This is a genomic window from Nocardioides ganghwensis (assembly GCF_014779655.1).
In the GTDB taxonomy this organism is placed as follows: domain Bacteria; phylum Actinomycetota; class Actinomycetes; order Propionibacteriales; family Nocardioidaceae; genus Nocardioides; species Nocardioides ganghwensis.
Window position 1 is genome coordinate 153,969 of record NZ_JACXYX010000001.1, and the last position, 12,963, is coordinate 166,931.

General features: G+C 72.9%; 12 protein-coding genes. 3 read left to right on the plus strand and 9 right to left on the minus strand.

Annotated elements, in window-relative coordinates; genetic code table 11:
* Positions 1-2: 2 nt before the first annotated feature.
* Positions 3-1,403, minus strand: coding sequence for a phosphodiester glycosidase family protein (locus tag IEZ24_RS00745; RefSeq protein ID WP_129455217.1), 1,401 nt, complete (start codon positions 1,401-1,403; stop codon positions 3-5).
* 103 nt (positions 1,404-1,506) lie between these two features.
* Between IEZ24_RS00745 and IEZ24_RS00750 the strand changes: the two genes are divergently transcribed.
* Entirely contained in the window at positions 1,507-2,751 is a 1,245-nt protein-coding gene (locus IEZ24_RS00750) for a site-specific DNA-methyltransferase (RefSeq protein WP_242498485.1), read from the plus strand.
* 74 nt (positions 2,752-2,825) lie between these two features.
* Here IEZ24_RS00750 and IEZ24_RS00755 read toward each other — a convergent pair whose 3' ends face one another.
* Both IEZ24_RS00755 and IEZ24_RS00760 read right to left on the minus strand, forming a co-directional pair.
* Positions 2,826-4,232 (minus strand): WS/DGAT/MGAT family O-acyltransferase, encoded by a 1,407-nt coding sequence (locus IEZ24_RS00755; protein WP_129455216.1) that lies wholly within the window; start codon positions 4,230-4,232, stop codon positions 2,826-2,828.
* Positions 4,233-4,324: 92 nt separating this feature from the next.
* Positions 4,325-5,458, minus strand: a complete 1,134-nt coding sequence (locus IEZ24_RS00760; protein WP_129455215.1) for a glutamate--cysteine ligase — start codon at positions 5,456-5,458, stop codon at positions 4,325-4,327.
* Positions 5,459-5,537: 79 nt separating this feature from the next.
* On the opposite strand from IEZ24_RS00760, the gene IEZ24_RS00765 reads away from it, so the two are divergent.
* Complete coding sequence (locus IEZ24_RS00765; RefSeq protein ID WP_242498484.1) at positions 5,538-6,926, plus strand: threonine/serine exporter family protein; 1,389 nt, start codon at positions 5,538-5,540, stop codon at positions 6,924-6,926.
* Here IEZ24_RS00765 and IEZ24_RS00770 read toward each other — a convergent pair.
* The 6 genes from IEZ24_RS00770 to IEZ24_RS00795 all read right to left on the minus strand — a co-directional run bounded on the left by IEZ24_RS00770 (position 6,904) and on the right by IEZ24_RS00795 (position 12,331).
* On the minus strand, positions 6,904-7,473 hold the full coding sequence (locus IEZ24_RS00770; RefSeq protein WP_129455214.1) for a DUF402 domain-containing protein: 570 nt from the start codon (positions 7,471-7,473) through the stop codon (positions 6,904-6,906). The genes IEZ24_RS00765 and IEZ24_RS00770 overlap by 23 nt on opposite strands.
* 239 nt (positions 7,474-7,712) lie before the next feature.
* Positions 7,713-8,558: an SDR family NAD(P)-dependent oxidoreductase gene (locus IEZ24_RS00775; RefSeq protein ID WP_129455213.1), complete on the minus strand. Its 846-nt coding sequence runs from the start codon at positions 8,556-8,558 to the stop codon at positions 7,713-7,715.
* A 21-nt stretch (positions 8,559-8,579) separates the two neighbouring features.
* Entirely contained in the window at positions 8,580-9,974 is a 1,395-nt protein-coding gene (locus IEZ24_RS00780) for a sensor histidine kinase (protein WP_129455212.1), read from the minus strand.
* Positions 9,974-10,690, minus strand: coding sequence for a response regulator transcription factor (locus IEZ24_RS00785; protein WP_397190522.1), 717 nt, complete (start codon positions 10,688-10,690; stop codon positions 9,974-9,976). Before IEZ24_RS00785 ends, IEZ24_RS00780 begins: the two co-directional genes overlap by 1 nt.
* A 56-nt stretch (positions 10,691-10,746) precedes the next feature.
* Positions 10,747-11,916 carry an RNA polymerase sigma factor gene (locus IEZ24_RS00790; RefSeq protein WP_129455210.1) on the minus strand — a complete coding sequence of 390 codons (1,170 nt, stop codon included), beginning with the start codon at positions 11,914-11,916 and terminating at the stop codon, positions 10,747-10,749.
* Positions 11,917-11,923: 7 nt separating this feature from the next.
* Complete coding sequence (locus IEZ24_RS00795) at positions 11,924-12,331, minus strand: YciI family protein (RefSeq protein ID WP_129455209.1); 408 nt, start codon at positions 12,329-12,331, stop codon at positions 11,924-11,926.
* A gap of 184 nt (positions 12,332-12,515) precedes the next feature.
* Here IEZ24_RS00795 and IEZ24_RS00800 point away from each other — a divergent pair, with 184 nt between their 5' ends.
* A complete protein-coding gene (locus IEZ24_RS00800) occupies positions 12,516-12,941 on the plus strand; it encodes a hypothetical protein (RefSeq protein WP_129455208.1) in 426 nt (141 codons plus the stop codon).
* Positions 12,942-12,963 lie beyond the last annotated feature (22 nt).

Genomic DNA, 12,963 nt, shown 5'->3' on the forward strand with positions numbered 1-12,963 from the left:
CGTCAGCGAGCGGCGGTCGGGGTCGGGGTCGGCGTCGGGGTCGGCGTGGGGGTCGGCAGGATCGGGACCACCGGCGGCAGCTCGGCGTGGTAGACCACCCCGAACGCGTTGGGCACGAGGCGCTCGGTGCCGTCGGAGGGCTCGTTGACCACGCCGAAGGCGCCGGTGCCGGTGCGGGAGTACATCGTCGAGGAACCGCCGCCGTCGAGGTTGATGGCGTTCTCCGCGCCGAGCGCGGTCATGATGTCGGCGAGCTCGACCATCGTGTAGCCGCGGCTCGCCGAGGAGCGGCCGTCGACCACGAGGATGAGCAGCTTGCGCCCGTCGGCGTCGATGCCGACGGCCGTACGCGGGTGGGCGATGGTGTTGTTGATGACCGTCCGCACGCCGTTGACCAGCACGGGGCGGTCGCCGCTGATCGCGACGGTGGGCTTGCCGCCGTCGAACCGGGTGGCGAGCGTGATCTTCTTGCCCTTCTTCAGGGTCTTCAGCTTGCCGGCGGCCGGGCCGGTGCCGATGAGGACCTTGTCCTTCTTGCCGATCTTCTTGCCGCTGGAGAGCTTGGGGCGGTTGGACACGACGCGGTTCTTGCGCAGGACCACCTCGCGGGCACGCTTCTTGCCCCCGGTGACCTGGTAGCCCGGGGTCCGGTTGAAGGCGTGGGTGAAGACGCCGATCTCACCGGCCGGGATGCTGGGGTGGTTGATGCCGCTGACCGTCCACTTCCTGCGCTGACGGATCGTGTTCTGCACGGTGATGGGGCTGACGTGCGGCCCGGCCGCGTCGAACCACAGCGTCGAGTTCACGTCGGGGATCCAGCCCTCGCGGGACCCGGTGAGGATGCCCGCCTCGCGGTCGACCGACGTGCCGAGCGGGGCGTTGGTCCGGCCGATGTCGAAGAAGTCGCCGTTGACCGCGGTCAGGGCCCCGTTCCAGGCGCCGAGCTGGCTGACGGTCTTGCGGCTGGTGACGAACGTCGGCGACAGCTCCTCGAAGGAGATGTTGGCGGCGTCGAGGCTGACGGTCACCAGGTTCATCCGGACCTGGCCGATCGGCTGGCGGCCGTCGACCTGGTCCCACTCGCGCAGCGTGACGCCGGGCGCGATCTCGTAGCTCACGTCGTTCTTGACCTGAGCCGTGCGGCCGCGGAAGCTGACCGGCGGTCCGACGACGGTGCCGGGCCTGCCGTCGGAGGTCTGGTTGCGCCCGCGGTAGCCGCTGTCGGTCCCCGAGGTCAGGCCCCGGCCCCGGACGTCGCCGTCGTCGGCGGCCGACGGGCCGACGCCGACGTTGAGGGCGAGACCGGCGACGAGCACGCCCGCGGTGGCGACGGTCAGCCCGCGGGAGCGGAGCGCCGAGACGGGGCGGAGGGCGGTCAGGGAGCGACGCGTGGAGGAAGGCACGCGCTCCAGAGTAAAGGAGATAGTGGGACGGGTGGGAAAATTGGGATCTGCGGCCCGGCGTACGCGCCCTCCTGCTCCGCTTGCACGGCCTAGGCTGTGGGGCGTGCCGGTCGAGCCCGCTGCCCAGCCCGCTCACGAGGGACCGGTGTGGAACACGCTCCACGTCGGCGACAACCTCGACGTGCTGCCCCGGCTCGAGCCCGGGTCGGTCGACGTCGTCTACACCGACCCGCCCTACAACACCGGCAACGACTTCGCCTACGCCGACCGCTTCCGCGACGGCTCGCACCCCGATCCGTACGCCGGGCGCCACGCCGCGTGGACCGCGATGATGCGCCCGCGACTCGAGGCCGTCCGCGAGGCGCTGGCCCCGCACGGGGCGGTGTTCGTCAGCATCGACGACAACGAGGTCGCGCACCTGCGGCTGCTGATGGACGAGGTCTTCGGCGAGGCCAACTTCCTCGCCCAGGTCGTGGTCAACCTCAACCCCAAGGGTCGCCAGCTCGGGCGCGGGTTCGCGACGAGCCACGAGTACGTCCTGGCGTACGCCCGCCACCTGCCGGGGTGCGTGGTGGACGGCAGCACCACCGAGTCGGTCGACGAGGCCGACTTCCCGCTGACCAGTCCGGACGGCCGGCGCTTCCGCTACCTCCCGCTGCGCAACACCAACAAGAAGTTCAACCCGCTCACCACGCCGACCCTCCACTTCCCCCTCTACGGCGACCCGGTGACCGGACGGGTGTCCGTGTCGGAGTTCGAGGGGAGCCTCGCGCTCACGCCGGTCTTCGGTGACGGGCGCCCCGCGGTGTGGCGGTGGTCGAGGCCCCGCGTGGACGAGCGGCCCGACGACCTCGAGTGCCGGGTGATCCGCGGTCGCGCGGGCGAGCGCGCCGACATCTTCCAGCGCGACTGGCTGCACCGCGAGGGCGGGAGGCGCAAGAAGCTGCGCACCATCTGGCTGGCCGAGGAGATCGGTTCGACCGACACCGCGGTCGCCGAGCTCAAGGCGCTCGTGGGCCACGTCTTCGAGTCGCCGAAGCCGACCGGGCTCGTGCGCCGCATCCTCTCCACGCTCCCCGACGACGTCGTCGTGCTCGACCCCTTCGCCGGCAGCGGGACCACCGGTCACGCCGTCGCGCTGGCCAACGCCGCCGACGGGGGCGCCCGTCGCTGCATCAGCATCAACTCCGCCGAACCCACCCGCGAGGGCTCCAACGCCCGGCTCGCCGGCCTGGCCACCGTCGCCGACATCACCCGCGCCCGGCTGGAGGCCGTGGCCGAGCGGGTCGGCGGCGGCCTCGCGGTCCACCCGTCGGCGGAACCGCCCGTCGTCGGAACCACCGGCTGACCGGTGATCCATGAGGTTCTCACCTGTTGCAACGGGTGAGAACCCCGCGAACCACCGGTTGACCGGTGGTTCCCTCAGCGCACCCCCGCAGCCTTCTCGAGGGCCTTCAGCTCGTCGTCGAGGTACTGCAGCAGCACCTGCAGGTGCGGGACCGTACGCCGGCAGCCGGTGAGGCCGAAGCACATCTTGCCGTCGTAGGAGGTGCAGGTGATGTTGAGCGCCATGCCGTTGATGGGGATCGACAGGGGATAGGTGCCGGTGAGCTTCGCGCCGTTCCAGTAGTGGGTCGTGCGCGGGCCCGGCACGTTGCTGACGATCAGGTTGTAGGGCGGGCGGACGATGCCCTGCATCCGGAAGATCGGCCCCAGGATGGCCGGCGCCTGCCCGAGCGCGCTCATCGCGAGGATCTGCGCCGGAGTCATCGCCGACAGGCTCTGCTTGCCGTCCTGCATCGAGCGGTGGATGGCCGCGAGCCGGTCAGCCGGGTCGGGCAGGTGGGTGCCGAGCTGCACCATCACCGAGCCGACCGCGTTGCCGCCGTCGGAGGACGCGAGCTGCGACTGCTTGGCGTTGAGGCCGACCGGCACCATCGAGATCAGCGTCGTCTCGGGCAGCGCGTCGAGGTCGAGCAGGTAGGTCCGCATCGCGCCGCTGACCATCGCCAGCACCACGTCGTTGATGGTCGTGCCCGTGGCCTTGCCGACCCCGCGCAGGCGCTCGACGGGCCAGTCCTGGGCGGCGAAGCGGCGAGAGCCGGTGATGTTCTGGTTGAGCATGGTGCGCGGCGCGTAGAGCGACAGCGCGGACGTCTCGTTGCGCACGCTCTTGTTGAGCGTACGGATCAGCGCGCCGGGCATCCCGGCGGCCTCGGACGCGATCGCGAGGGCCGTACGGACGGTGGCCGCGGAGACGTCGGCCAGCGAGGCGCCGCCGTCGGACGGCAGCTCCTCGCGGGGCGCGCGCGGACGCAGCGCCCACGGGGCGGGCATGTCGCGCTCGTCGGGGTCGGTCGAGAGCACGCTCGCGAGGAGCCGCATCGCCGAGACACCGTCGACGAGGGCGTGGTGGGTCTTGGTGTACATCGCGACCCGGCCGTCGCGCAGGCCCTCGATCACGGTGGCCTCCCACAGCGGGCGCTCCCAGGCCAGGCGGGTGCTGTGCAGCCGCGAGCAGAGCTCGAGGAGCTCGCGGATCCGGCCCGGCTTGGGCAGCGCGCTGTGGCGCACGTGGTGCTCGATGTCGAACTGCTCGTCGGGCTGCCACACCAGCTGCCCGGCCGTACGCGCGGAGCGGTGCGGGTGCTTGAGGAAGAGCGGCGCGACCTGCTCGACGTCGCGCATCTGCTCGTACATCTCGCGGACGTAGCCGCGGCCCGCGCCCTCGGGCTTCTCGAAGAGCTGGAGCCCGCCGACGTGCATCGGCATGTTGCGGTTCTCGGCGAGGAGGAAGCCGGTCGCCGTCGGGTCGATCGGGTTGACCACTGGTGTTCTCCTCGCGTCCGCCTCGTCCCCATCGGGGGCGTCCGGGCATCCTCTCGTCCCGGTGAGGACAGCCACAAGGGCGCCGCGCGGTCTCAGGCCTCCAGGGAGTGGGCCAGCTCGGCCACGACGGCGTCGACCACCGCGACCAGGTCGCCGCCCGACTCCTTGGCGACGGCGCGCTGCCGCTGGTAGGACGCGCCGCGGATGGGGATGTCGGCGACGGTGCGGAGCTCGGCTTCGCAGTCCAGGCGCTTCGCGACCGGGGTGAGCTGCTCGAGCAGGTCGTGGAGGTCCTCGGTGACCAGGCGCTCGCGGTTGTGGTCGTCGACGATGACGATCGCGTCGAGGCCGTAGCGCGCGGCTCGCCACTTGTTCTCCTGCACCTGCCACGGCGGCATCGTGGGGAGCGTCTCGCCGGCGGCGAGGCGGGTGTCGAGGTCGACGACCAGGCAGTGCACGAGCGCCGTCAGCGCCGCGAGCTCGCCGATGTCCGACATGCCGTCGCACACGCGGTGCTCGAGGGTGCCCAGGTGGGGCGCGGGTCGTACGTCCCAGCGCACGTCGGCCATCGAGTCGATGATCCCCGTGGTCGTCTGGTCGTCGATGCACTTCTCGAACTCGGCCCACGTGTCGAACGCGAACGGCAGCCCGGCGGTCGGCAGCTGCTGGAACATCAGCGCGCGGTTGGAGGCGTATCCGGTGTCCTGCCCGGCCCAGATCGGCGAGCTCGCCGAGAGCGCGAGCAGGTGGGGGTACGTCGTGAGGATCGAGGACAGGACCGGCATCACCCGGTCGCGCTCGGGCATCCCGACGTGCACGTGGACGCCCCAGATGAGCATCTGGCGGCCCCACCACTGGGTGCGGTTGATCAGCTCGGCGTAGCGGTGGCCCTCGGTGAGCTGCTGGTGCGACCAGTCGGCGAAGGGGTGCGAGCCGGCGCCGAGGAGGTCGACCCCCAGCTCGCCGGCCGCGGGCGCGACCACCGCGAGCGTCTCGCGCAGGTCGGTGACGGCCTCGCCGACGGTGTCGCAGATCCCGGTGACGACCTCGATCGTGTTGCGCAACAGCTCCTTGTGCAGCCGCTGGGGCTCGTCGAGACGTCCGCCCGCCAGCTCGTGCACCTCGGAGGCGACGCTGACGAGGTCGCGGGTGGTCCGGTCGACGAGCGCGAACTCCCACTCCACGCCGAGCGTGGGCGCCTGCGACGCGTGGAAGTCGATGCGCATGCGTCGAGTCTAGGGACGCGCCCCCGACGAGGGCTCACCCCTGTGACGGCGCCGCTCGCGGCGGTGCCACCATGGCCCGGTGGACGAGCACGACGACCCCGACCAGGACGCCGAGCAGCAGGCGGAGCGGGCCCGCGAGGTCCACCTCACGATGGACCTGTGCCTGCGGATCGGCGAGATGCTGCTGTCGTCGGGAGCCGGCGCGGCCGACGTGACCGCGACCATGCGGTCCGTGGCCGACCACCTCGGCCTGCGGCAGGCCGAGATCGACGTGACCTTCACCGCGCTGTCGATGAGCCACCAGCGCTCGGTCGACGACGTGCCGACGCTGATGATGCGCCACGTCCGGCAGCGCGACATCGACTACGAGGACCTGACCGCGGTCGACCACCTCGTCCGCGACGTGCTGACCGACCGGGCCGACCTCTACCTCGCGCGCACGCGCATGGCCACCATCGTCTCGCTCGGCCACGCGTTCCCCCGCTGGGCGGTCACCATCGCGTGGATGGTGATGGCCGCGTCCGTCGGCGTCTTCCTCGGCGGCGGGCCCGTCGTCTCGGTCGTGGCCGCGGTCGCCGCCGCGCTGATCGACCGCGTGCAGATCGTGCTGGCCCGGCGCCGGCTGCCGTTCTTCTACCTCCAGGTCGCCGGCGGCGCGATCGCCACGCTGCTGGCGGCGGGTGTCGCGGCCACCCCGATCGACGTCGACCCCTCGCTGGTCGTGACCGCCAACATCATCATGCTGCTGGCCGGCATCGGCCTGATGGGCGCGGTGCAGGACGCGCTCACCGGCTTCTACCTGACCTCGAGCGCCCGACTCATCGAGGCGATGATGGCCACCGCCGGCATCATCGCCGGCGTCGCACTGGGCATCTCGGTCGCCGACGGCGTCGGCCTCGAGCTCGGGCAGCTGGTGCCCGGTGCGTACGGCATCTCCGACCTCCCCGGCGTGCTGGGCGGCGCAGCGGTGGCGGCGGCCGCCTTCAGCGTCGCGTCGTACGCCCCCCGCCGCGCGGTGCTGCCGGTCGCCCTCGTCACGGCCGTCGCGTCGGGCATCTCGCAGGCCGTCACGGTCGCCGGCTTCGGCCGGGCCGCCGCGGCCGGGGCGGCGGCGTTCTTCATCGGCCTCGTCGCCTACGCCGTCGCCGGACGGGTACGGGTCCCGCCGCTGGTCGTGGCCGTGCCGGCGATCGTGCCGTTCCTGCCCGGCCTGTCGATCTACCGCGGCCTGACGTTCCTGGCCGACGGCGGCTTCTTCGTCTCGCAGGGCATCCTCGCGCTGATGACCGCGATCTCGGTCGCGATCGCGCTCGCCTCGGGGGTGATCCTGGGCGAGTACGTCGCCCAGCCCCTCAAGCGCGAGGCGCGCAAGCTCGAGAGCCGCCTCGCCGGCCCCCGCCTGGTCGGGCCGTTCCGGGCGATGACCCGCGCCGAGCGGCGGGCGCTCAGGAAGCAGTCAGTCGACTGAGGACCTCGAGCCAGCGGCGGTGCGTGCCGTCGTACGGCGGCAGGCCGGCGCGTACGGCGGCGACGAGCTGGTCGCAGGAGGACTGCGCGCTGGCGACCACCTCGGCCGGGTAGCCGAAGGCGACCTGGTGCTCGGCGAACTCGTCCTCGTCGTCGACGAACACCTCGCCGGGGCCGGCGGGTGGTTCGTCCCAGGGAGCCGACTCGACCGGCGGGAGCGGGTCTGGCAGGCGGATCACGTCGAGGTCGAGGTCGATCGCCCTCAGCACGCGCCCGTCCCAGGCCGCGGGCGTCGTCACGTCGATGTAGAGGTCGCACCAGATGCCGGGCGCCTGGAACGTGGGCAGGTGCCACCGGTCGGGCTGGACGAGCGTCACGGCGTCGACCGCGGAGTGGAAGTGGTGCCCGGGGCGCTGGTTGTGGGTGCCCTGCGGGAAGCCGAGCCACTCGCCGTGCTCGTCGGCCCCGAGGTGGATGCCGGTGAACTGCCAGTGCGGCCGGTCGCCCCACTTCGTCATCTCGCAGCGGATCGGGGTCCCGGGCTCCATGCGCCCAACCTAGGCGACCGGGCAGTTGGTGACGCAGGGAGCGCGCCGACCGGGCAGTTGGTGACGCAGGGAGCGCGCCGACCGGGCAGTTGGTGACGCAGGGAGCGCGCCGACCGGGCACTTACGGGGGAGGAAGTGCCCGGTCGGCGGGTCTGGTGGGGGAGGAAGTGCCCGGTCAGCGGGTCTGGTGGGGGAGGAAGTGCCCGGTCGGCGGGTCTGGTGGGGGAGGAAGTGCCCGGTCAGCGCAGGGGCATGCGGGAGGTGACGCGCGCGACCACGTCCTGGTAGCGCGCCCCGGCGAGCTTGGCGAAGTGGTGGATGACGTGGGCGTCGATGCCGGCGAGCACGCGGGCCTTCCCGGCGAGGGCGCCGTCGAGGATGATCTCGGCGGCCCGCTCGGGCGACATCCGGGCGAGCTTCTTCTCGAAGAGCGCGTCGATGGCGGCGCCGTCGAGGCCGGCCGCCTTGCGGCCGTGGCGGCTGATGCCCGTACGGATGCCGCCGGGGTGCACGCAGGTGACGGTCACCGGGTGGCCGGCGACGAGCATCTCTCCGCGGATCGCCTCGGTGAGCCCGCGCACGGCGTACTTCGTGGCGTTGTAGGCCGACTGGCCAGGCACCGAGACCAGCCCGAACAGCGAGGAGATGTTGACCAGGGCGCCGTCGCCGCTGGCGATCAGGTGCGGCAGGAACTCCTTGGATCCGTGGACCACGCCGTGGAAGTTGATGCCGACGATCCAGTCGAGGTCCTCGTAGGACAGCTCGGTGAAGTCGCCCGTGGCGGTCACGCCGGCGTTGTTGACGACGAGGTTGACCCGGCCGAACTCCTCCACGACGCCGTCGGCCCAGGCCGCGACGGCGGCCCGGTCGGAGACGTCGACCACGTCGTGGCGCACCTTCGGGGTCTGGGCCGAGACCCCGGCCTGCTCGACGAGCCGTACGGTCTCCGCCAGCCCGTCGGCGTCCCAGTCGGACAGCGCGAGGAGCGCGCCGCCACGGGCGCTGCGGAGGGCGAGGGCGCGGCCGATGCCGGACCCGGCGCCGGTGATCACGACGACCTTGTCGCGGAGGGTGGTCAGGCTCATGGCAGTCACTGTAACTCTCGTTTACGGATGTGGGGAGGGCAGCGCCACGGTGATCGTGGTGTCCCCCGGGGAGCTGGTCAGCTCCACCGAGCCGCCGTGGGCGGCCACGATGGCCTGGACGAGGGAGAGCCCGAGGCCGGCACCGCCCCGCGTACGGGCCACGTCGCCGCGGGTGAACCGCTCGAACGCGTGGGGCGCCAGGTCGGGCGCGAAGCCGGGGCCGTCGTCGTGGACGGTGAAGCCCTCGGGGGTCGCGGTGACCGTGACGGTCGAGCCGGCCGGCGTGTGCGTACGGGCGTTGGTGAGCAGGTTGGTGACCACCTGGTGCAGCCGCGCCTCGTCGCCGGTCACCGTGATCGGCTCGTCCGGCAGGGACAGCCGCCACGAGCGCTCCGCGTCGACGACGCGGGCGTCGTCGACGGCCTCGAGGAGCAGCCGGGACAGGTCGACCGGCCCGCGCTCGAGCGGGCGGCCGGAGTCGAGCCGGGCGAGCAGCAGCAGGTCCTCGACCAGGGCGGTCATCCGCGCCGACTCGGTCTCGACCTTGTCGAGGGCGGTGCCGCTGGTCTCGGGTCGGTGGCGGGCCAGCTCGGTGTAGCCCGCGATGGTGGCCAGCGGCGTACGCAGCTCGTGCGAGGCGTCGGCGACGAACTGCCGCACCTGCTGCTCGCTGCGGTGGCGCTGGCCCAGGGAGTCCTCGACGTGGTCGAGCATCGCGTTGAGCGCCGAACCGACCTGGCCGATCTCGGTACGCTCGTCGGTGAGCCGGTCGGGCACCCGCTCGGCCATCTCGATGTCGCCGGACGCCAGCGGCAGCTCGGCGACGCGGTGCGCGGTGGCCGCGACCTCGCGCAGCGGCGCCAGCTGGCGGCGTACGACCCAGGTGCCGACGCCGGCGGCGCCGAGCACGCCGAGGAGCAGGAAGGCCGCCTCCGCGGCGAGCAGCGAGGCGACGGCGTCGTCGAGGTCGTCGGTCGACTGGCCGATGACCAGCAGCCCCTGGTTGGTGTCGACGGCGGTGACGCGGTAGCTGCCACGGCCCACCCGGACGTCGTGGACGCGGCCGTCGACGGGGACCGAGGCCAGCTCGGACACCTCGTCGGCGTCGAGCTCGTCGCCGTCGTCGCCGCGGTTGCCGAGGATGTAGCCGTCGTCGAGGTCGGGCAGCGCCACGAGCGTGCCGGGGGGCTGGTTGCCGATGTCGATGACGCCACCACCGGGTCCCGGGCGAGGTCCGGGGCCCTCGGTGCGACGGATCGAGGCGAGCACCGACTCGTTCAGCTTGTCGGAGAGGTGGTCGCGCATCGCCAGCGTGGTCGCGGCGCCGATCAGGGTCGCCGCCACAGCCACGAGCAGCACCGCCACCGCGACGAGGCGCGCGGTGAGGGTGAGCGGGCGGAGCCGGGGGAGCCGCATCAGGGGGCCGGCTTCAGGACGTAGCCCGCGCCGCGCATCGTGTGGATCATCGGCTCGCGCCCGGCGTCGACCTTCTTGCGCAGGTAGGAGATGTAGAGCTCGACGACGTTGGCCTGCCCGCCGAAGTCGTACTGCCAGACCCGGTCGAGGATCTGCGCCTTGCTCAGCACCCGCCGGGGGTTGCGCATGAGGAAGCGGAGCAGCTCGAACTCGGTCGCCGTCAGCGTGATCTCGTCGCCGCCGCGGTGCACCTCGTGGCTGTCCTCGTCGAGGGTGAGGTCGCCGACGACCAGGACGTTGCCGGCGTCGGCCAGCGCCGCGGTGCCGCCGCGGCGGATCAGCCCGCGCAGCCGGGCCACGACCTCCTCCAGCGAGAACGGCTTGGTGACGTAGTCGTCGCCGCCCGCGGTGAGGCCGGCGATCCGGTCCTCGACGGCGTCCTTGGCGGTGAGGAAGAGGACGGGCACGTCGCTGCCGTCGGCACGCATCCGGCGCAGCACCTCGAGGCCGTCGAAGTCCGGCAGCATGATGTCGAGCACGACCGCGTCGGGGCGGAAGTCGCGCGCGGCCGCGACTGCGTCGGTGCCGCTGTGCGCCATCCGGAGGTCCCAGCCCTCGTAGCGCAGCGCCATCGCGAGGAGCTCGGCGATGTTGACCTCGTCGTCGACGACGAGGACGCGTACGGGGGAACCGTCGGCCCGGGTCAGCTGCTGCACGGGCAGCATCCTGCCGCGGATTCCTGTGTGGTTGCTGTGCGAACCCTGTCCCTCTCCTACTCGCCCGCCGAGGAGTTGAGCCGGGCCGCCTGCTTCGTCAGGTGGGTGCGCTCGGCGAGGTTCGTCGCGAGGGCGGCGGCCTCGGCGTAGAGCTGCGCGGCCGTCGCGAGGTCCCCGGACTTCTCGTGGAGGTACGCCGCGGCTGCACGGTGCCGTGGCAGGTCCGGGTCGACGTCGGCGAGCGCCGCGAGACCGGCCCGGGCGCCGTCGGCCTCGCCCACGGCGACGGCGCGGTTGAGGCGTACGACGGGGCTGTCGGTCAGCGCCAGCAGCTCGTCGTACCACTGGACGACCTGCACCCAGTCGGTCTCCCCGGTGCTCGGTGCGTCGGCGTGCAGCGCGGCGATGGCCGCCTGGAGCTGGTACTCGCCACGCTGCTGCCGGGCGAGCGCGGCCTGCAGGACGTCCACCCCCTCCTGCACGAGCGTGGTGTCCCAGAGGCTGCGGTCCTGCTCGGACAGCGGGACCAGGGTGCCGTCGGCGCGGGTGCGGGCCGGCCGCCGCGCGTGGTGCAGCAGCATCAGCGCCAGCAGGCCCTCGGTCTCGGGGTCCTGGCCGTCGGGGCCGGCCAGGGTCGCGAGCTGGCGGGTCAGCCGGATCGCCTCGGCGGCGAGGTCGACATCGCCGGAGTAGCCCTCGTTGAAGACGAGGTAGAGCACCCGCCGCACCGTCGCGAGGTCGCCCGGGCGGTCGAAGGACGCCGTCGACACGGTCCTCTTGGCGCGACTGATGCGCTGCGCCATCGTGGCCTCGGGCACGAGGTAGGCCTCGGCGACCTGCCTGGTCGTCAAGCCCGCCACCGCGCGCAGGGTCAGGGCCACGGCGGAGGCCGGCGTGAGCGCGGGGTGCGCGCACAGGAAGAAGACCTGCAGCGTGTCGTCGGCGTCCTGCGTCGGGCCGGGGTCGGGCTCGAGCTCTGTCGCGACCTCTCGTCGCTGTCGCGCGGACTCCGAGCGCACGACGTCGAGGAACCGCCGCCACGCGACCGTGACCAGCCAGCCCTTGGGGTCGCGGGGCGGGTCGTGCGGCCAGGACCGCACCGCCTCGACGAGCGCCTCCTGGACGGCGTCCTCGGCCGCCGCGAAGTCGGCTCCGCGGCGGACGAGGACACCGATCACCGACGGCACGAGCGAGCGGAGCGTCGCCTCGTCGAAGGGGCCGGTCACGTCGAGGTCAGTCCCCGGTGGCCGACGGCGCGCCGTAGAACGGGCGCACCTCGAGCCACTCGTGGATCGGCCTGCCGTCCTTGCCGGGCGCGAGGGACAGCTCGCCGGCGAGCTCGACGGCGCGGTCCCAGCCGTCGACGTCGACGACGTACCAGCCGGCGATGAGGTCCTTCGTCTCGGCGAACGGCCCGTCGGTCACCGGCCCGGTGCCCTGGTCGTTCGCGCGCACGAACGCGCCCTCCTGCGACAGCGCCTGGGCGTCGACGAGCTCGCCGTTCTCCTCCAGGCGCTTGCCGAACTCGTCCATGAACTGCATGTGCGCGTCGACCTCGGCCGGCGCCCACTGGTCCATCGGGACGTCGTTCACGGTGGCGGGGGTGCCGCGGTAGTGCTTGAGGATCAGGTACTTCGGCATGTCGGTTCTCCTTGTCGAGTGCAGCCCATTGTGGCCGCGTCCACATCCGGGACGGAGCCGTCGGCGGGTTCTCGACATCGGAGACCGGGCAGGTTCTGGGCAGGCTGGGCAGGTCTGGGCAGGTCTGGGCCGGTTCAGGGCTGGTCCACAGGTGCCGCACAGGTGGCCGGCGCACGCTCGGTCCATGAGCGACGACAAGCCCCGCGACACCCCGGCCCCGCAGGCCGGTGACGAGACCCAGCCCGTACGCGCCGAGGGGGCCGCACCCCCGGCCGCCGTCTCCGACGAGCCTGCCGAGCCCGTTGCGCAGTGGCGTGGCTTCCGCGAGCGCCTGCGCTCGGTCGGCCGGTCCGGCGGGAGCCGTACGTTCGGCCTGGCCGCCCTGATCGCCTCCGCGCTGGCCGGCATCATCGTCGGCGGGCTCGGCGTGGCCGCGGTGGGCGCGATCACCGACGACCACGACCGCGGGGCCGGCCGCGGCGGCTGGGTGCAACGCGACGACGACCGCGGCCCCGGCGACCGCGGCGGCATGCGCGGCGGTCCCCGCGGCGTACCCGGTCAGCTCCCGCCGACCACCGCGCCCGAGGACGACGAGGGGTCCGCCTCCTAGACACCACCGCACGTGCGGCGGG

What these genes read in the sequence shown, in the direction of transcription:
- IEZ24_RS00760 (WP_129455215.1), bottom strand. Translation starts at nt 5,458, where the DNA reads ATGCGCATCGACTTCCACGCGTCGCAGGCGCCCACGCTCGGCGTGGAG.
- IEZ24_RS00770 (WP_129455214.1), bottom strand. Translation starts at nt 7,473, where the DNA reads ATGGAGCCCGGGACCCCGATCCGCTGCGAGATGACGAAGTGGGGCGAC.
- IEZ24_RS00775 (WP_129455213.1), bottom strand. Translation starts at nt 8,558, where the DNA reads ATGAGCCTGACCACCCTCCGCGACAAGGTCGTCGTGATCACCGGCGCC.
- IEZ24_RS00780 (WP_129455212.1), bottom strand. Translation starts at nt 9,974, where the DNA reads ATGCGGCTCCCCCGGCTCCGCCCGCTCACCCTCACCGCGCGCCTCGTC.
- IEZ24_RS00795 (WP_129455209.1), bottom strand. Translation starts at nt 12,331, where the DNA reads ATGCCGAAGTACCTGATCCTCAAGCACTACCGCGGCACCCCCGCCACC.
- IEZ24_RS00800 (WP_129455208.1), top strand. Translation starts at nt 12,516, where the DNA reads ATGAGCGACGACAAGCCCCGCGACACCCCGGCCCCGCAGGCCGGTGAC.